Below are 18,919 nucleotides of genomic sequence, written 5' to 3'. Positions count from 1 at the left end.
TCTCCACGCACAGGTCACGCGATCAGCTTGAGCGGGCCGCCAAGCGGCACAGAAGGCTCAAGCTGGTTGTTGACGATCGTCAGATCGAAGGGATGCTTTTTCCCCGGTCCCTGTGCCTTGAGCCACTGGCCACCGACAAGCGGTGTCTTCGCGACGTTCTTCACCGGCCCGCTACCCCAGGCCACGTGCCCGACCAGCGTATCGAGCTTCGTCGACGCCACGGCGTCGCGAATCGCTTCGTTCGAGTCGACGTCTTTCGCGCGTTTCAACGCATCGACTGCGATTTCGAACAGCGCGTGTGCGAAGCCGATTGGCTGGGTCCATTGCTTTGATGTGGCCCGCTCGTAATCGTCGGCGACCTGCCGGGCGCTTTGGCCCGTCAGCGACGATTTGAACGGATGCGACGGCGACCACCACACTTCGGTCGAAAGGCCGTCGCCGAGATCGCCGAGCGCCTCGATCGAGGTGGGAAACAGCAGTGCCTTGCCGATCGAGATCACCTTGGGCTTCAACCCTTGCTGATGCGCCTGCACGAGGAAGTTCTTCGCATCGGGCGGAATCACCACGCCGGTCACGATCTGCGCATTCGCCTGCCTGAACGATGCAATCTGCGCGGAGAAGTCCTGCGTCATGCTCTGAAAGCGGCCAGGGTCTTTCAACGCAAAGCCCTTTTGCGCCAGCACGGGAGGAAAACCGAGTTTCGCGTCGCCCCATGCGTTGCCGTCGCCGTCGTTCGGAAACAGGCCGCCCACGCTGCGATTGGTCTGCACCGATTGCCACATGCCGGTGTAGACGGCGATCACGTCCTCCAGCCCCCAGAAGAAGTGATACGTAAAACGGAAACCCTTCTTCGGATCACCTTTTCTGCCGAAAAACCACGGCTGCCACGGCACCACGGTCGACACACACGGCATCTCGTTCAGCTCGCAGACGTCGCTGACGGGATTCGCCGTTTCAGGCGTGCCGGACACCAGCATGATGTCGACCTTGTCCTTGAGGATCAGATCGTTCGCGACTTCACCGGCGCGATTCGGATTCGACTGGCTGTCCTTCACCAGGATCGATACCGGATACGGCTTGCCGCCGATGACGATGCCGTTCTTCAACACCGTCTGCATCTGCTGGATCGTGAAGCGATCAGCTTCGCCAAACGGCGCCAGTGGACCTGTTTGCGGGGATACGTAGCCGATCTTGAGCGTGCGCGTGCCTGCGCCGAATACCAGCGGCGACAGCACCGACGTCGACGCGGCAAGCGCGCCGCCCGCAGCGACGGTGACGAAGCGGCGCCGTCCGGCATCGAAGGAATGTCCGTCCATGGTTGTCTCCTGTATTTATGTATGTGCTGATGCGTGCGGCTACGTCGGCCTTCGCCCCTCGAATGCGGCTTCAAGCAACGCTCGCAGCGGTGCAGGTTCGACCGGCCGCGGGTTCCAGTACGGGTTCTTCAATGCGAGATTAAGCGCCACGTCCAGTTCCGTTGCCGTGAGGCCGATGTCTTTCAGCGCGGTCGGCGCACCGTAGTCTTGGGCGAGATCGAAGGCCCCTTGCGCGGCATCGTCGGCTCGCAAAGCCCGCGCGATGCGCTTCATTGCTTCCGGCGCGGCCTCGCGGTTATACGCGAGCACATGCGGCAATACAATCGTGTGCGTTTCCGCGTGCGGCAGATTGAAGGTACCGCCCAGCGTGTGACACAGCTTGTGGTGCAACGCCATGCCGACGCTCCCGAGCACCGCGCCGCACAGCCACGCGCCATACAGGCAATCGGCGCGGGCGGCGAGGTTGCCGGGCTCGTCCATGACGAGCGGCAAGCCATTTCCGAGCGCCCTGATGCCCTCCTCCGCCATCAGGCTCACGATCGGGTTCGCATCCTGTGCGTACAGCCCTTCAGCCGCATGCGCGATGGCGTTGATGCCACTCGTGAGCGACAGCGCCGGCGGCAGCGATGTTGTGAGCGCGGGATCGTAGATGACCGTCCTCGGCAACACGCGCAGGTCTCGGCCGGTCTTCTTCACGTCGCCTTCGGTCAGCCCGTAGATCGGCGTCATCTCGGAGCCCGCGTAAGTCGTCGGGATCGCAATGATCGGCAGCGACGTTTCGAGTGCGATGGCCTTGCCGAGACCCGTGGTCGATCCGCCGCCAATCGCAATCGCGCAATCGGCGCCGACCTCGGTCGCGAAAACGCGCGCCTGTCGCGCCGTTTCGACCGGCACGTGCATGACGGCTTCGGCAAACAGACCCGCTGCGCGCTCACCCAGCTGCCCGGCGAGCGCCTCGGCCTGGGCGCGCTGCTGCGGCGTGGACAGCACGAGCGCGCGGGTTGCGCCGAGCAGTTCGATCTCGCGGCCCAGTTGCGCGAGGCTGCCCGCACCGAAGATCACGCGCGAAGGCAGGCCGTTGTAGACGAAGGGTTGCATGACGGTTCACCGCGGGTAGTAAGGGGAAATCTGCGCGTCCACATTGACCCAGACCGACTTGGGCTGTGTGTATTCGCGCATCGCTTCGAAGCCCATCTCCCGGCCATAGCCGCTCGCGCCGACTCCGCCGAACGGCGATGCGGGGCTCACGCGCTTGTAGCAGTTGATCCACACCATGCCGGCGCGAATCTCACGCGCAATCAGGTGTGCCCGTTGCAGATCGCGCGTCCACAGACCCGCGCCCAGACCGTACTCGGTGCCGTTCGCGATCGCGAGGGCTTCCTCATCGGTGCGGAACGTGGTGACCGTCATGAACGGGCCGAACACCTCTTCCTGCGACACCCGGTGCTCAGGCTGCGCAGCGACGATAGTCGGTTCGACATAGCAGCCATTGGCCAGCGCCGCCGCATCGGGCGCCTTGCCGCCGGCCAGCACGCTGCCGCCCTGCTCCCGTGCGATGTCCACGTAGGACAGCACGCGGTCGCGATGCTGACGCGACGTGAGCGGGCCCATTTCGGTCAACGGGTCGAGCGGATCGCCGATCCGGATCGTGCGGCTCAATGCAGCGAACTTCTCCAGCACTTCGTCGGCGATGGATTCATGCACGATCATCCGCGAGCCCGCGATGCACGCCTGCCCCTGGTTGTGGAAGATCGCGAACGCAGAGCCTTGCACGACCGCATCGATATCGGCGTCGCCGAAGACGATGTTCGCGCCTTTACCGCCCAGTTCGAGCTGCACCTTCTTCAGGTTGCCGCTCGACGCCTGCACGATTTTGCGGCCGACCGCCGTCGAACCGGTGAACGCGACCTTGCTGATCTCCGGATGCTCGGCGATGTACTGGCCCGCCACGTGACCCAGACCCGGCAGGATATTGACGACCCCTTCGGGAAACCCGACTTCCGCCATCAGTTCGGCAATCGCGAGACTCGACAGCGGCGTGAGTTCGGCGGGCTTCATGATCACGCAGTTGCCTGCGGCGAGCGCCGGGGCCATCTTCCAGCTTGTGAACATCAGCGGGAAATTCCACGGCACCACCTGCCCGACGATCCCGACCGGCTCACGCGTCAGATAGTTCAGAAAGCCCTGCTCGACCGGAATCACCGAGCCTTCGAACTTGTCTGCCATGCCGCCGAAATAGCGGAACGTGGCCGCCGTGCGCGGCACATCCAGATTACGTGTGTCACGGATCGGATGGCCGGTGTCGAGCGATTCGAGCCGGGCGAGCGCATCGGCGTTCGCCTCGATGACGTCGGCCAGTTTCAGGAGCAGACGGCCCCGCTCCATCGCGGCGAGCTTGCTCCACTTCGGAAATGCTGCCTTCGCAGCCACGACGGCGCGGTCGACATCGGCGGGGCCGGCTATCGCAACGTCTGCGATCACCGAGTTGTCATGCGGATTCAGGGTGGCGAGCGTTTCGCCGTTTGCAGCCGGCACGAAGCGGCCGCCGATGAAGAGTTGCGTTTGCATGTCAGTCCTGCACGAGTGAGACCTGGCTGGAAGCCCGGACGCGACATCCCCCGCGACGCCAGCGGTCTGGAGCCGTTCGATCGACGATCGGAGGATGCCGGGAAGTTACATCTGGATCGGGTACGGCGGCAGTTCGCCGCTTTCGTAACGCTTCGGCAGATCGGGCGTTGCGTTCTCCCACACCAGCAGCATCGAACGCTTCTGCGAGTAGCCCTTGTGGCGGATGTCGGCGGGCATCGCGGCGATATCGCCCGCGTTCATCGTGATGCGCGCGCGCGGCTCGCCGCTATCCTTGTCGGCGACGTCCCAGATGATCTGGTCGGACAGTTGCAGGAACCACTCGACGCGGTCGTTGCCGTGAAAGATCGGCAGCACGAACTCTTCCGTGGTCGGGCAAAACAGGCTCTGCTGGCAGACCGACGTCACCGACGGATTCCATGTCACATCGGAACGCGACAGGTACTTGAACAGGCTGAACGCATGCAGCGCCTTCTCGAAACCGGGCTCTGCGTGAATCTCCGGCTCGTCCTGCACGACGTCCGCGAACTGGCGGTTGACCGGTAGATCGTCGCGCAACGGCGAATCGCCTTCGAGACCGGGCATGCGCTTCGTCGCAATGCGGGTGCGCTCGATCGCCGCGATGTTGTCGCCATGCTTCGTGCCGAATGCAGAGCCCGTCTCTTCGGGCGCGGCGAACGGATCGAAGCCTTCGTTGACCCAGTCCTTCAGGATCGCCTTGAAGGTCGCCATGATGACCGGCGTATCGAACTGCTGCGTGTGGTCGACGCCCGCTTCCTTGAAGCTCGCGTTGTACGCACCGGCGTACATGTCGACCTTGCCGTAGTGATTGCGCGTGCCGATCACTTCGTCGAAATTGACCCAGCCGTAGAAGAAGCCCCATGCGACGTCGCGCATCATCGCGCGCAGGAAGTCGTCGGCGTGCATCTGATGCGAACGCGTCTGACCATTCGCGGGCCACTTGATCGTGGCGAAATAGGCGTCGCGGCTGAATTCGAAGTCGCCCAGCCTGAATACGCGATAGCCGGAGGCCTGATCGGGTTCGCTTGCGGTGACGTTTTGCAGCCCGGTTACTTTGTCCATGATTGACTCCATGTGTTGATCGATCGTGTAGGGAGGGTCACTGGATGCAGATGTCGGCCCACCTCTCGACCGAGCAGCGTCCGAGGATCGTTTGCACGAGCACCACACCTTTCTTCACCGCTTCGAAACGGTACGCAGCGCCTGCGGGCAAGAGCGCCTGGTGGCCGCGACGCAGCCGCACATAGCCCATCGACTGCCCTGAAGGTTGGCCTTCGAGACGCACCGTGCCTTCCGTCTGCGCATCGACGAGCGGGCCATCCGAGGGCTTGATGAAGTGCACGTCGATCTCGCCGTCGAGCACGACTGCGAATTCGTCGTGCGACGCCCCAAACCACGGCGACGAACCTTCCGCGCGCAGCGTCTCGATCACGTACTTGAGATTCTTGCCGACGACGATTTTCTGCCAGGGCTCTGCGCGGCTCGCGACTTCGAACACGTTCGACATCGCGTAATGCTCCGGCTTGCCCTTGATGATTTCGATGGAGCCCTTGCGGAAATTGTCCAGGCTGCCGAACCAGGTCTGTTGCATGTCTGCCTCCGTTAATCTGTAAATGCGTTTTGCCTGCATTGAAGATTAGGTGGCAACGGGTCTGACGGCAATGATCTGAGGGTCGGGATTCGCGAACGATGAGTGCGTCAAAAACCCGCCAGGGAAACTACGTGGTGGGCGTCTCAGTCAGGCCTGCGCAGGCTCAATCCTCGGCCAGTTCCTCGCCTACGCTCTTTGTCTCGTCGTCGGGCGGCGCGATGCCGAGCGCCTTGTCCCATTGCGGCTCGCGCAGATAACGGGCGCGCAGGAAATCGACGAACGCCTTGACCTTGGTCGTCGAGCGATGCGACGCCGGATAGACAGCGGAGAGCCACAGCGGCGGTGCGGCGTAGTCCGGCAGGACACGCTCCAGACGCCGCTCGAGCAGATCGGCAGCGGCGACCATCGTCGGCAGATAGACGACGCCCGCGCCGGCTCGCGCGAACTCGAGCAGCAGATGCACGCTATTGGTTTTGAGCACCGGGTTGAGGGCAATTTCGAAGCACTCGTTGCCCTTCATCAACGGCCACTTGTCGCCCCAAGGGTAGTAGGAATAACGCGCGAAGTCGTGCCGCAGCAGGTCGAGCGGCGTCTCGATCACAGGCTCTTCCTTCAGGTAGCCGGGCGCGGCGCACAGCACGCCACGCACGGGAAAGAGCCTTCGTTCGACGAGCAGGTTCGACGCCGGTGGGTAGATCTGCAGCGCAAGATCGAAGCCTTCCTGAACGGGATCGATGACCCTGTCGTTGACGGTGACCACGAACTCGACGCGCGGGTACGCTGCGCGAAATTCGATAAGCGTCTGCGAAAAATGCCCGAGCGCAAAGCCCGGCAATACATGGACGTTGAGCGTACCGGATAGCGAATCGGCCTCGCCGCGCGAACGCCCCGATAGATCATGGACCCTGGTGACCAGTTCGGCGCATTCGCGGTAGTACGTCTCCCCGAGTTCAGACAGGCGCACCGCCCGCGTGGAACGGTGAAAAAGCGGCACGCCGAAGTGCTCTTCGAGCTGCTTCACGCGCGAGGTCACGACGGATTTGGCGACGCCCAGCTGGCGCGCGGCGCTCGCAAAGCTCTGAGCCTCGGCAGCCCGCACGAAGGCCTCCATCGATATGAACAGGTCCATCCTGTCTCCTGGGGGCCACTGTGGTCGCGGCCTGATCTGATGGACTCAAGTGTAATTTGTTTCGCTCGGCGTTGCCGTCCGCGGCGTCACGTATTAAATGAAAACTTAACGGCTTGTCATGGGACCTCGTGAGGTTTTTATCAAACCTCGCAGGCAACCGGCCAGAAATACCCAGGCGAGGCGTGCAGGCTTTTATCCGAGCGGCAAGACTCCATACGCAAGCTCGGCGTCGCACCCGAGGCGCCGAAGGATACCGAGTGGTCCATGTTCGAATGGCTGCGCGAAGGCATGCCCAAGCTGCATGAGCTTTCCACCTGAAGGGCGCGCGCCCGGGCACCAGGCCTGCGCTCGCTAGTCCTGATTGAGCCACGGATAGCGGGCGGTATCGCGGCCCGCATAGTCGGGGTCCAGGTAGATATAGACGCGCTGGATCTTCCAGTCGCGATGCTCGCCGTGACTCGTCCCTTCGCATATCACAGTATCGCTCCCTGAGAACACCCAGTTGAAATGCGCATAGTGGTGAACGATCGACTTCAATGTGCCGCCGACGTCGGTGAACAGCTTGCCGATCTGATCCTTCCCGTTCGCCAGTCCCCACTTGGGGAAGAACACCTGCGCGTCGTCAGCGAAGAGGTCGAGGATGCTGCCTCCTGCCGATGTGACGCCGCCGTTGTCGAAGGCCTTCAGATACTCGATGGCGACCGATTTTCTCTGCTCGTCGGTCATGGTTTGCGTGGTCAACGCCATGGTTGTCTCCTGTTGATGGATTCGTTCGCCAGGGATGGTCGGCAGCACTGATGATGCCCAACGGCTAAAGGCAGTTCACGTCGAGTTTCAACGCGGGGTCTGTCTGTGTGCGCTGCGCGCCGCAAGATACGAGAAGGCGAGGATCGGCCCGAGTGTCGCACCGCCCGCCCAGTAAGCGCGCGCCGACGCCGATGCAACACAGTTTCCGACGCCGTATAAGCCCGGAATGGCCTGCCCCGTATGGTCGAGCACCTGCCCTTCTGGATTCGTGACTGGGCCACCCTTCGTATCGAGGTTGCCGCCCGTCAGGAGCGTTGCATAGAAGGGACCGCTCTCGCTGAGCGGATACATCGTCGGATTGGGACACGCTGGCCCGGGTGCCGTCGCACCATTGAACAGCAGTTCGACAGGCCGCTCGCCACGCGCGAAATCAAGGTCCTTGCCACTCCGCGCAAACCCGTTGAAGCGCTCGACAGTTGCCGGAAGATTGGCGTCGAAGTCGTCCTCGAAGGTCAGATTGCCGATCTGCGGTGCGAGCTTCGCCACACGCTCACGGATCTTCCGTGCGAGTTCGGTGAGTGTGTCGGCCTTGATCACATGCGCATCGTTGACGCCTTCGGGCACGATGAAGCGTCCGTACTCGGTGCTTGCAGAGTGCTGCTGACTGCGCGCATCCCAGATCGCCGCGAGGACGAGGTTCGGATACTCCGACTTCGCGGGGTCCCACTTAAAGAAGGCCTGCGCGGATTCGTTGTAGGCGAGCTTTTCGTTGGTGACGCGCTCGCCATGCCGGTTCACATAGATCATCGAATCGCCCGATGGCGAGAACGTCCCGATCAGGCCCGGATCGTCGTTAAGCGCCTTTTCGAGGACGATCGGACACATCCACGAATAGTTCATGTTGCGCAACTCGGCGCCGACCGCCGTGCCAATACGGACGAAGTCCCCTTCGTTGGTGCGCGCGGCACATCCGCCGAAGACGGGCGCGCTCAGGAAGTTCTTGCGCATCGTCTTGTTGTGCGTAAACCCGCCTGTGCCGAAGATGACCGCCTTGCGCGCCTTGACGATCATCGCGCCACGTTGCGCATCATCCACTTCGACGCCTGTTACAGCGCTCGTCTCGTCAGTCACGAGGCGCTTCACCGGACAACTCGTACGGATATCGACGCCCGCCCGGCGCGCAGCTTCGGTCATTGAACGCACCGCCACCGCGCCGCCATCGGACATCGATTCGCAAGCGCCTTTGGGCAACAGCACGCGGCCTTTCGGCGCTTTGTCCTCCGGCAACTCGGCCCAGTAGTCCGGCACATCCGGGCAGTGGCGGTATTCGAGCGCGCCCTTGTCCGCGAGCAACTCGGCAGCAAGCGACGCGTTGTCGTAGATCGCCTCGCACATATCGAACTCCCACTGCGTCATACCGAAGCGCGGCAGTTCCGGGCTGTATGTCTCCGGCCTCGATAGACGAGCCATGTAGCGCAGACAATCCTCCTTCCGGTCTTCGATACCCTGTTCACGCATCGGCCGGTTGTTCGGCACCCAGTACCAGAACGCGGCCTTCTTCGCCGTCCCGCCCAGCTCGGGCGCCTTCTCTAGCAGCAGGACCTTGTTGTCCTGCCACGCTGCGAACAATGCGCAGGCGAGGCCAGCGGCTCCCGCGCCCACCACCACGATGTCGAACTGCTCATCGAACTTCCCGGCGCCTTGCGGCGCGGCAGTCTCGCGTGTCATCACACTCATGGACGTCTCCTGGTTTGCGTATCGACCTGACCGGTGCGCGGACTCGCTATGGATGGCTTCGGCTCAAACGGTCTCGTTCTCTGTAACGAAGAGTAGGGAGCGAGGGACCCGAGGGCAATGCTTCGAGGGTCGGCAATGGCGAACGATGGGTGCTTCGAAAACCTGCCAGGGAAAGTACCTGGCGGGCGATGCAAGGAAGACCCTGACGCCGGATTCCGGCTGGCGAGTCACTGTTATTCGTCCTCCGGTCATCCTGATTTACCCCAACCAGACGGGCTCCGGCAAACGCCGCACGACATCGCTCGACGCCTTACGTGGCGGGCGTTCCAGCCTCTCCGACGGCAACTTCGTTGCGCACCGCAGCATTTCTCCTTTCTTGACACGCCTCGGCTTGGCTGGTGTACTAAATAAAACAAAGTGATTTAGTCACGGGCGCCCCGGTTTCCAGCAGCCGTATTCACCGGGCGCGATATTGAGAGGCGTCATCAGCGCCCGCTGTCATTGAGTCGACCGTCAGTTCGAAACGTCGCTGTCAACAACCCGGAGGAGCGTCCCCCATGAATCTGAATTCAAGCAGGCAACCTGTCGCAAGACGAATCGTATCGATGTGCGTGGCCGCCACGGTCGTGTGGTGTGCGGGTGCTTCGCACGCCGCCGATCAGCCTGTCATTGGCCTCATCACGAAGACCGACACCAACCCGTTCTTCGTCAAGATGAAACAGGGCGCCGATGCCGAAGCGCAAAAGGACGGCGTGAAGCTGATCAGTGCGGCCGGCAAGTTCGACGGCGATAACGCGAGCCAGGTCACCGCGATCGAAAACATGCTGACGGCCGGCGCCAAGGCGATCCTGATCACCCCTAGCGACACGAAGGCCATCGTGCCGAGCATCAAGAAGGCGCGTGCGGCCGGCGCACTCGTGATTGCCCTCGACACACCAACCGACCCGCAGGACGCCACCGACGCCCTCTTCGCCACCGACAATTTCAAGGCCGGCGTGCTCATCGGCGAATACGCGAAGGCGGCGATGGCAGGCAAGCCCGCGAAGATCGCCACGCTCGACCTGGCGCCTGGCGTATCGGTCGGCGTGCTCCGGCATAACGGCTTCCTGCAGGGCTTCGGCGTGAAGGAAGGCGATGCGTCCATCGTCTGCAGCCAGGATACGCGCGGCGACCAGGCGAAGGGCCAGACGGCGATGGAAAACTGCCTGCAGAAGTCGCCCGATATCAACGTCGTCTATACGATCAACGAGCCGGCCGCGGCAGGCGCTTATCGCGCGCTGAAGGCAGCAGGCAAGGACAAGAGCGTGATGATCGTTTCGATCGACGGTGGCTGTGAAGGCGTGCGCAATGTGAAGGCTGGCGCCATCGCGGCAACCTCACAGCAGTATCCGCTGAAGATGGCGTCGCTCGGCGTCGCCGCTGGCGTCGACTACGCCAGGAGCGGCAAGAAGGCGACGGGCTATCACGACACCGGCGTCACGCTGATCTCCGACAAACCCATGTCGGGTGTCGACAGCAAGGACTCGAAGTTCGGTCTCGACAATTGCTGGGGTAACAAGTAACACCGCTCCAACAGGGCCCGCGCCCGCGGGCCCTGACAGGATTCGTTAGCGGATTTGTTTGCGTGGGTCACCTGCCACGCTGTTGCATCGAGGAATCAGATCATGTCCACTCCGTCGGCTACCAGCGCTCGCCGCCTTGGCGATCGCCTGCCTTCTCTCGCTGAAATCGGCCCCCTGCTCGCGCTCCTGCTTGCGTGCGCATTCTTCATTTCGCAGAGCAGCCGCTTTCTTTCGTTCCAGAATCTTTCGTTGATCCTGCAACAAACGATGGTCGTCGCCGTCATCGCGATCGGTCAGACCTTGATCGTTCTCACCGGCGGCATCGATCTGTCGTGCGGGATGTTGATGGCGTTCGGCTCGATCGTGATGACCAAGTTCGCCGTCGTGCTCGGCGTGCCGCCAGTCCTTGCGATTCTCTGCGGCGTCGCGGCCAGCACGGCGTTTGGCCTCCTCAATGGCGTGCTCATCACGCGCATTAAGCTGCCCGCGTTCATCGTGACACTGGGTACGCTGAACATCGCGTTTGCGCTCACGCAGATCTATTCGAACGCCGAGAGCGTGTCGAACCTGCCGGACGCCATGATGTTCTTCGGCAACACGTTCAGCATCGGGCCGGCCGAGGTAACCTACGGCACCGTGCTCACGTTGCTGATGTATCTGCTGACCTGGTTCGTGCTGCGCGATACGGTGCCTGGACGACACCTCTACGCACTCGGCAATAACGCCGAAGCGGCACGGCTGATGGGCCTGTCGTCGCAAAAGATCCTGCTCACCGTGTACACACTGGCCGGCGCGATCTACGGGATTGCCGCGCTGCTGTCGGTATCGCGTACCGGCGTGGGCGATCCGCAGGCGGGGCAAACCGAAAACCTCGACAGCATTACCGCGGTCGTGCTCGGCGGCACGAGTCTTTTCGGCGGGCGTGGGTCGATCGTGGGGACGCTGCTGGGCGCGCTGATCGTCGGCGTGTTCCGTAATGGCCTCACACTGATTGGGGTGTCCTCGGTGTATCAGGTGCTGATTACCGGCATGCTGGTGATTCTCGCCGTCGCCGCCGACAAACTGTCACATCGCCGCTAACGCGAACGAGGGAATCTGTCATGTCGACTACTCACACCGCCTCCAATGCCACGCCGGTTCTGCAGGCACGCGGACTCATCAAGCGTTATGGCCATGTCACCGCACTCGACGGTTGCGATTTCGAAGTGCTGCCCGGCGAGATTCTTGCCGTCATCGGCGATAACGGCGCCGGCAAATCTTCGCTGATCAAGGCGCTTTCGGGCGCAACCGTGCCCGACGAAGGCGAGATCCTGCTCGACGGTCAAGCAGTGAAATTCCGCAGTCCGCTCGATGCACGCGAACAGGGCATCGAAACCGTGTATCAGGAACTCGCTGTTGCTCCAGCGATGAGCATCGCGGAAAACCTGTTTCTCGCCCGCGAACTGGTCAAGCCTGGCTGGCGCGGCTCGATCCTCAAGATGATCGACAAACGCCGCATGCTGGAAGAAGCGACCGCGCACATGAAGGGCCTGCAGATCGGCATCCGTTCGATGCGGCAGGCCGTCGAAACGCTGTCAGGCGGACAGCGTCAGGGTGTCGCCGTTGCGCGCAGCGCGGCGTTCGCGCGGCACGTCGTGATTCTCGACGAACCCACTGCGGCGCTCGGCGTGAAGGAAGGCAACATGGTGCTCGAACTGATCCGGCGCGTTCGCGATCGCGGCTTGCCCGTGATCCTGATCAGCCACAACATGCCGCACGTCTTCGAAGTCGCCGATCGCATCCACATCCAGCGGCTTGGCCGGCGCGCCGCGCTTGTCAACCGCGCGGACATCCACATGTCCGAGGCCGTGGCGATCATGACCGGCGCGAAGGAAGCGGACGTGAAGGCAATCGCATGATGCACCGCCCCCTCACCGGCCTTTGACGATGGATACCGGTAGCCGCTCGCCGCTCAAACGCACGGTCGGATCGAATCAGGTCGGCATGCGGCAGTTCAACGAACGGATCGTCCTGCAGGCGATCCGGCTGCATGGTCCATTGCCGAAAGCCGACGTCGCGAGGCTCACGCGGCTGTCGATGCAAACCGTCTCGATGATCGTCGAGCGCCTGATCGATGACGGTCTGCTCGCGAAACAGCCGCGCGTGCGGGGGCGAATCGGCCAGCCTTCGGTGCCGATCGCGTTGCGTCCCGATGGCGCGTTCACGATCGGCATCAAGGTCGGGCGCCGCAGTCTCGACGTGCTGGCGATGGATTTTACCGGCCAGGTGTGCAGCCGCGATGTATTCGAGTACGCGTATCCCGATCCCGTCACGCTGTTTCCGGCGCTGGAAAGCAGGCTCGCGCGCACGAACGAAGCGCTCGGCGCGCGCGCCAAGAAAGTCGTCGGTGTCGGCGTGGCCGCGCCTTTATGGCTCGGAGGCTGGCGTGATTTTCTGGGCGCACCGCCCGACGCGCTCAACGCATGGAACGATATCGACATCCGTTCGCGCATCGAGACATTGACCGGGCTGCCCGTCGAGTTCGCCAAGGACACGATGGCCGCCTGCGCCGCTGAACTGGTGATGGGCCAGGGGCGCGGCATCCACAATTTTCTCTACCTCTTTGTCGGCACGTTCATTGGCGGCGGCCTCGTGATCGACGGACGGTTGCACGGCGGTCCGCATGGCAATGCGGGCGCAGTGGGATCGATCCCGCTTGCCCGCGATGGCTCGAAGCCCGCACGGCAGTTGCTGCATGCGGCCTCGGGCTTCGTGCTCGAAAAGCTGTTCACGGATGCCGGCGCACCGCCTGCGGCCGCGCACGATCATCGCGCCTTATCTCCGGATCTATGGCGTTTGACGGAACAGTGGCTCGACACGGCCTGCCCGGCCATCGCATCGGCATTGACCAACGCAGCGGCATTACTCGATCTCGAAGCGGTGGTGATCGACGGCGAGTTCGACCGGCAGCTGGTGCGCGAAATCATCCGTCGCACGGAGCGCGTACTCGATCGCTTCGAATGGGAGGGCATGGCGCGGCCACAGCTGCTGGAAGGCGCAATCGGCGCCGACGCGCGCGCGATGGGCGGCGCCATCCTGCCGCTGTATGCGCATTTCGCGCCGATGCATGAACTGTTTCTGAAGCCTGCCGCAGACGTCGATTATTGATCCGTGCGCACAGTCACTTTTGCCGCCTCGCCCTTGTCCGACGGCAACGCAAGCAACGGTTGCAACGCGGGTGCCAGCGACTTCAGCAACTGCACCGCCAGAGCGCTCGTAAAGTCATAGCGCGCCGCGTAAGGCTCGTGAACCCACGCGGTCAGGGAGCCATAGAAACGATCGCCGATCACGAACACGAAGGTCGCGCTCCGGTTGACCTTGCGCGACTCGATCAGCCGCGCGCCGCGGGCGAATACGTTAAAGCGCTGATCCCCGGTGCCAGTCTTGCCGTACACCTCGAGCGTGCGCCCGTTCGGGAATGTCATGCCCTGCGCCAGGCGCTTTGCGGTTCCACCGGTTACGACGTCGCGCAGCAGACCGTGCACGATATCGACCACTTCTGGCGGCAAGGTCGTCTGCGGCGCAATCGACGCGTGGGTGAAGCGTGTTTCGTAGGGCGTGCCCTTTGCAAACTCGAGTTCCGCAATGCTGTGCGTCGGGACCTTGTTTCCGCCGTTCGCGATCAGGCCGATCAACTGCGCAAGTGCGGCGGGCCGGTCGCCCGATGCACCGATTGCAGTCGCATAGGAAGGGGTCAGCGTAGCGAACGGGTAACCCAGCTCACGCCATGACCGCCCTATCACCGCATACGCCTGCAGCTCCACCATCCGCCTGATGCGCCGGTCCTGCGTGGCGTGATAGCGGGTCTTGAAGAGCCACGAATAGGCATCCGTACGCGCCGGGCGGCTCGCGTCGAGCAGCTCATCGAGCTTCGCCGCTGGATGACTGCGCAGATAGTTGAGCGTCCACAGTTCCAGCGGATGCACACTCGATATGTAGCCGCGGTCGTTCAGATTGAAACGGTCGATACCGTACTTGGCGTAGAGCTTCGCAAGATCGTCATCCGATAGAGACGCGGCAGGCGTCTTCTTCAGTGCGGCCCGCATCTGCACGTCAAACCACGCCTGCGGCTCGTCAGGCGCCACGCTGCGCAAGACGGTCGCGATCTTCGGCGGCGATTTGCGGACATTGCGAAGAAGCAGCGCGAGCGCATCATCCGGCGTCTTGCCCTGATACTTCGTGTAGAAACGCTTCATGTACACCTGGCTTTCCTGATCGGCGAAACGCGTCAGGTAGACATGCCGCGAAGCCGGATCGTCCAGCCATTGCGACGTCGGTCCTGCCACCTGGAGAGTCTCGTAGTGCACGATGTCGCGCATCAACCTGACGAACACCAGATTCACCGAATGCTGGAAGGCGCGATGCACCGTCAGGATCTGGCTGTTGTCGCTCGATTCGAAATTGTTGAAGGTCTGTGCCCCGCCACCCGTAAAGAACGTCTCGCCAGGATTCGCCGAGTATTTCCGTTCGATTGCGGCAGCCAGCATCGACTGCAGTGAACGGTCTGACGTGTGCGCCAGATAATCGACAGCCCAGCGCGTCAACGCGTCCTGCCTTTCGGGCTTGACCGCGCGCAACTGGGCCGCGCTTAACGACGCATAGCGCTCATGCAGTTGCGTCATGATCTGCAGGTAAGTGATGACCGTACGCAACTTCGCTGTCGAGCCGAGGTTAAGACGCGCGCCCTGATTGACGTCGAAAGGCTGGTTGAGGCTATCCGTCTGCACGCGCAGCACGTTTTCGGTACCACGCCGCTCGAACAGCGTGAAGCTGTACGCAATTTTCGAAGGATCGTCGTGCGTGCGCAGCATCTCGAAGCCATACAGACCGGCGGCGCTCGCCCCGTCGCGCGTGCCGGCGCTCGCGAGCCGGGCGCTCACGACCTGCTGTACCGCATCGTCGAGGGTCGCGCGTACCGTGACATCGAGCCGGTCGAGATCGTAGAAGTTGCGCACACCCAGCGCCGACAGCAGTTGCGCCCGCAACGACATGACGGCCTTGCGGGAGACGTAGGACATCGGCGGATGAATGACACGTGTGCGGTCCAGTTGAAGGGACGCCGCGAGTGCCGCATCCCGCAGCGAGGCGGAAATAATGCCGCCGCCCGCCAGCAAGCGCAGATAACTGTCCGTCAACCTGCCGAGTTCCGCATTACCGCTGCGAAGAAAGTACGACGGCGCACGCTGCGCGATCATCAGCGACAGCACCTCGCGAAACGCAAGCGCCTGCTCGCCGAGCGTGTCCTCGGTGACGGGTGCCCTCAGGATGCGATTGACCTCGTCGAAATCGCGGCCATACCACGCGGCGAGTCCGTCGCCGATGCCATTGATTTCACCGACGCCCGCCTTTGCGGACAGCGGCACCGAATTCAGATAATGCACGACGATCTGCCGTCGCGCGGGCAGCGTCTGCGGCCCGTCGAGATAGGCCCTCACCGAGGCGGAAGCGATCTGCCGCAGTTTTTCCATCGGCGTGCCGGTCTTGCCGTCCGGCGAATGGCGGAATTTCTCGATCTGGGTCGCCAGCGTGCTGCCGCCGGGCGTTTGCTGATGGCGGTCGAAAACCCGTACGCCCTGATCGACCAGCGCCCGGCTGAACCGGCCCCAGTCGAGCGCCGGATTGCGGTTCGGCTGGTCGGCGTTGAGCAGATTGCGGTCTTCGATGAAAAGCAGCGAGTCGACCACGAGCGGCGGAATCTCGTCGAACTCCGTGTAAATCCGGGCGGGGTAGCTTGCACCGAAAAGAGGCGTGCCGCTGGCGTCGAAGAGCCTGAGCCCCGCCTGATCCTTTTCTTCGTAGGGAAGGAAGAGGCCCTCGTCGGCGAGCGAAAGCATCTTTTCGGAATCGCGCGCCTGGGTCGCGACAGCAAAGCCGCGCTCAGTCAGACGCTGTTCGAAGGAAGGCAGCCACGCGTAGCCTAGCCGCTCGTCATACGGCCCGCCGGACGGAAAACGGATGCTGTTGCTGGGACCGTCGGCGGCGGTAAAGGCAATATCGCGCGTCAATTCGGACAGGTAGCGCGCCTGAAGGCGCGACGTCTCGATTTCGATCTGCGCGAAGCGCGCCCCAATGACAAGAACGACAAGGAAAGCTGCTATAAGCAGCCATTTAATCCACTTCCAGACCGAACGTGCACCGGTCAAGCGAAGCGGAATCCGAACCACCGGCCGATTCATGACGGCTTCTCCATGGCAAGGGCCTGGCCGCAAAAGCACCTCCCATTAGTCTAATACTTCATGGAAAAAGTGCTCGGTCCGGACTTACCCGAGAGTGTGCGCCGCGCAACATACGGCTGGCCGGCCCGCGGCAAACGCCTTCGGGCGGCCGGATCTAGCCTTTGGTTGCCCCAAAAGTGAGCCCGGCGACGAACTGCCGCTGCATCGCGAAGAACATCGCCACCGACGGCAGCGCCGCCAGTATCGAACCGGCGGAAACCAGGTTCCACGCCGTCGTCCATTGGCCCTTGAGCGCCGCGACGCCGACGGTGATGGGCGCGGCGTCGTCGCCCTGCGTCAGGCACAGTGCCCAGAAATAATCGTTCCAGACAAAGGTAAAGACGAGAATCCCGAGCGCCGCGAGCGCCGGGCGGATCAGCGGCAGCACGATGCGGAAAAACACGGTCCATTCGCTCGCGCCCTCGATGCGCGCCGCCTCGACGAGCTCGAATGGCAACTGCTTGATGAAGTTGCGCAGGAACAGCGCGCAGAAGCCGGTCTGGAACGAAACGTGAAACAGGATCAGCGCGCCGAGCGTATTGAACAGGCCCATCCGCAGCGACAGATCGCGAACCGGAATCATCAGGATCTGGATCGGCACGAAATTGCCGGCCACGAACGTGCCGAACAGCAGCATGTTGCCGCGAAAACGATAGATCGCCAGCGCGAAGCCGGCCATCGCGGCCAGCGTGATCGAACCGATTACCGATGGAATCGTGATCAGGCAACTGTTCCAGAAGTAGTGAAGCATGGGCGACGTCGTGAGCGCTTCGCGATAGTTGGCGATCAGCGAGATGTGCTCGGGCCAGCCCCAGTAATTGCCTCTCGATAGCTCGTCGGTCGAGCGCACGGAAGTCACGAGCACGGCGATCATCGGCAGCAGCCAGATCAACAGCGCGACCGGCAGCGACATCTTGTACAGCGCACGGTTGGCCGGTTTCCATTTCTCGACGGGAAGCGGGTACATGGCGTCTCTCCTTACTGCTCTTCGCGCACCATGCGGCGCAACTGGAAGCCGATATAAACCAGCACGATCGCAAACAGCACCACGGCGATCGCGGCCGAATAGCCGAGGCGGTAATACTTGATCGCCTGGTCGTACATGTAATACGCAAGCACCGTCGAGCTTTCGAAGGGGCCGCCGCCGCTCATCACGGCGATCAGGTCGAAGCTGCGCAGCGCACCGATCACGGTCACGACGATCGCCATGAAGGTGGTGGGCCGCAATTGCGGCAGCACGACGTGCCACAGCATGGCCCAGCCTTTGGCGCCTTCCATCCGTGCAGCTTCGAGCTGCTCCGAACTGAGGGTCGTCAGCCCGGTCAGATACAGGATCATGCAGTAAGCGGTTTGCGGCCACAGCGCCGCGAAGATGATGCCGAACGTCACGTAGCGCGGATCGCCAAGAACCGGGACACCGTGCCCAAGGATGACTTTCAGCAAGCCAAAGGTCGGATCGTAAAACCAGCTGAAGATCAGCCCCACCACCACGCCGGACAGCACAAACGGCGCGAAGAAGAGCGACTTCACGAAGCGGATGCCGCGCACCGCCTGATTCAGGTACAGCGCAATCGCAAGGCCCATCGGCGGCGCGAGCATGAAGAACACCAGCCACAGCACGTTGTTCTTCAACGCCGTATAGAAGGTCGGCGCATGCAGCAGTTCGATGTAGTTGCCAAGACCGATGAACACCTTGTCCGTCATGCCATCCCAGTTGTAGAGGCTGAGTGCGAGCGACGACAGAATCGGATATACGACGTAGATCGCGACCATGATGCACGCGGGCGCAAGGAACAGAAAGGCCGCACGGCGCTGCTGCCTGGCACTGGGCGACGCGCGCCTCGGCTTCGCGCGGCGCGGCGTGACCGCCTGCGGCACGTTCACCTCCACGCTCCGGGTCGAGACAGTTTTCATGACGATTACCTCTACGGCCTCTTCGATTGCCAGCGATACCGGCACGCGTGAAACGGCACACG

At 62.6% G+C, this 18,919-nt stretch carries 16 protein-coding genes; 5 read left to right on the top strand and 11 right to left on the bottom strand.

What is annotated here, in order from left to right; translation table 11 throughout:
- Positions 1-14: 14 nt before the first annotated feature.
- From B0G77_RS36300 to B0G77_RS36265, 8 genes are all read right to left on the bottom strand, one after another.
- Entirely contained in the window at positions 15-1,316 is a 1,302-nt protein-coding gene (locus B0G77_RS36300) for an ABC transporter substrate-binding protein (RefSeq protein WP_133666572.1), read from the bottom strand.
- Between the two features lie 39 nt (positions 1,317-1,355).
- Entirely contained in the window at positions 1,356-2,414 is a 1,059-nt protein-coding gene (locus B0G77_RS36295) for a maleylacetate reductase (RefSeq protein WP_133666571.1), read from the bottom strand.
- Positions 2,415-2,420: 6 nt separating this feature from the next.
- Positions 2,421-3,884 (bottom strand): aldehyde dehydrogenase family protein, encoded by a 1,464-nt coding sequence (locus B0G77_RS36290; RefSeq protein WP_133666570.1) that lies wholly within the window; start codon positions 3,882-3,884, stop codon positions 2,421-2,423.
- 105 nt (positions 3,885-3,989) lie between these two features.
- Entirely contained in the window at positions 3,990-4,985 is a 996-nt protein-coding gene (locus tag B0G77_RS36285) for a hydroxyquinol 1,2-dioxygenase (protein WP_133666569.1), read from the bottom strand.
- A gap of 37 nt (positions 4,986-5,022) precedes the next feature.
- Positions 5,023-5,514 carry a hydroxyquinol 1,2-dioxygenase gene (locus B0G77_RS36280; protein ID WP_133666568.1) on the bottom strand — a complete coding sequence of 164 codons (492 nt, stop codon included), beginning with the start codon at positions 5,512-5,514 and terminating at the stop codon, positions 5,023-5,025.
- Positions 5,515-5,677: 163 nt separating this feature from the next.
- Positions 5,678-6,643 carry a LysR family transcriptional regulator gene (locus B0G77_RS36275; RefSeq protein WP_133666567.1) on the bottom strand — a complete coding sequence of 322 codons (966 nt, stop codon included), beginning with the start codon at positions 6,641-6,643 and terminating at the stop codon, positions 5,678-5,680.
- A gap of 351 nt (positions 6,644-6,994) precedes the next feature.
- Entirely contained in the window at positions 6,995-7,390 is a 396-nt protein-coding gene (locus B0G77_RS36270) for a nuclear transport factor 2 family protein (RefSeq protein ID WP_133666566.1), read from the bottom strand.
- 87 nt (positions 7,391-7,477) lie between these two features.
- Positions 7,478-9,127: an FAD-dependent oxidoreductase gene (locus B0G77_RS36265; RefSeq protein WP_133666565.1), complete on the bottom strand. Its 1,650-nt coding sequence runs from the start codon at positions 9,125-9,127 to the stop codon at positions 7,478-7,480.
- Positions 9,128-9,272: 145 nt separating this feature from the next.
- Between B0G77_RS36265 and B0G77_RS36260 the strand changes: the two genes are divergently transcribed.
- The 5 genes from B0G77_RS36260 to B0G77_RS36240 all read left to right on the top strand — a co-directional run bounded on the left by B0G77_RS36260 (position 9,273) and on the right by B0G77_RS36240 (position 13,836).
- Positions 9,273-9,548, top strand: coding sequence for a hypothetical protein (locus B0G77_RS36260; protein WP_133666564.1), 276 nt, complete (start codon positions 9,273-9,275; stop codon positions 9,546-9,548).
- Positions 9,549-9,684: 136 nt separating this feature from the next.
- Positions 9,685-10,689: a sugar ABC transporter substrate-binding protein gene (locus tag B0G77_RS36255; RefSeq protein ID WP_133666563.1), complete on the top strand. Its 1,005-nt coding sequence runs from the start codon at positions 9,685-9,687 to the stop codon at positions 10,687-10,689.
- Positions 10,690-10,791: 102 nt separating this feature from the next.
- Positions 10,792-11,769 carry an ABC transporter permease gene (locus B0G77_RS36250; protein WP_133666562.1) on the top strand — a complete coding sequence of 326 codons (978 nt, stop codon included), beginning with the start codon at positions 10,792-10,794 and terminating at the stop codon, positions 11,767-11,769.
- Positions 11,770-11,789: 20 nt separating this feature from the next.
- On the top strand, positions 11,790-12,587 hold the full coding sequence (locus B0G77_RS36245) for an ATP-binding cassette domain-containing protein (protein ID WP_133666561.1): 798 nt from the start codon (positions 11,790-11,792) through the stop codon (positions 12,585-12,587).
- 28 nt (positions 12,588-12,615) lie between these two features.
- Positions 12,616-13,836: an ROK family transcriptional regulator gene (locus B0G77_RS36240; RefSeq protein WP_133666560.1), complete on the top strand. Its 1,221-nt coding sequence runs from the start codon at positions 12,616-12,618 to the stop codon at positions 13,834-13,836.
- Here the strand turns inward: B0G77_RS36240 and B0G77_RS36235 are convergent.
- The 3 genes from B0G77_RS36235 to B0G77_RS36225 all read right to left on the bottom strand — a co-directional run bounded on the left by B0G77_RS36235 (position 13,830) and on the right by B0G77_RS36225 (position 18,857).
- Complete coding sequence (locus B0G77_RS36235) at positions 13,830-16,904, bottom strand: transglycosylase domain-containing protein (RefSeq protein WP_133666559.1); 3,075 nt, start codon at positions 16,902-16,904, stop codon at positions 13,830-13,832. The genes B0G77_RS36240 and B0G77_RS36235 overlap by 7 nt on opposite strands.
- 154 nt (positions 16,905-17,058) lie before the next feature.
- Positions 17,059-17,910 carry a carbohydrate ABC transporter permease gene (locus tag B0G77_RS36230; RefSeq protein ID WP_133666558.1) on the bottom strand — a complete coding sequence of 284 codons (852 nt, stop codon included), beginning with the start codon at positions 17,908-17,910 and terminating at the stop codon, positions 17,059-17,061.
- An 11-nt stretch (positions 17,911-17,921) separates the two neighbouring features.
- Positions 17,922-18,857 carry a sugar ABC transporter permease gene (locus tag B0G77_RS36225; protein ID WP_133666557.1) on the bottom strand — a complete coding sequence of 312 codons (936 nt, stop codon included), beginning with the start codon at positions 18,855-18,857 and terminating at the stop codon, positions 17,922-17,924.
- Between the last annotated feature and the right edge of the window lie 62 nt (positions 18,858-18,919).

This window comes from Paraburkholderia sp. BL10I2N1, from assembly GCF_004361815.1.
Taxonomy (GTDB): Bacteria; Pseudomonadota; Gammaproteobacteria; order Burkholderiales; family Burkholderiaceae; genus Paraburkholderia.
The sequence above is the reverse complement of the archived record's forward strand: the minus strand, read 5'-3'. Positions and strand labels throughout refer to the sequence as shown.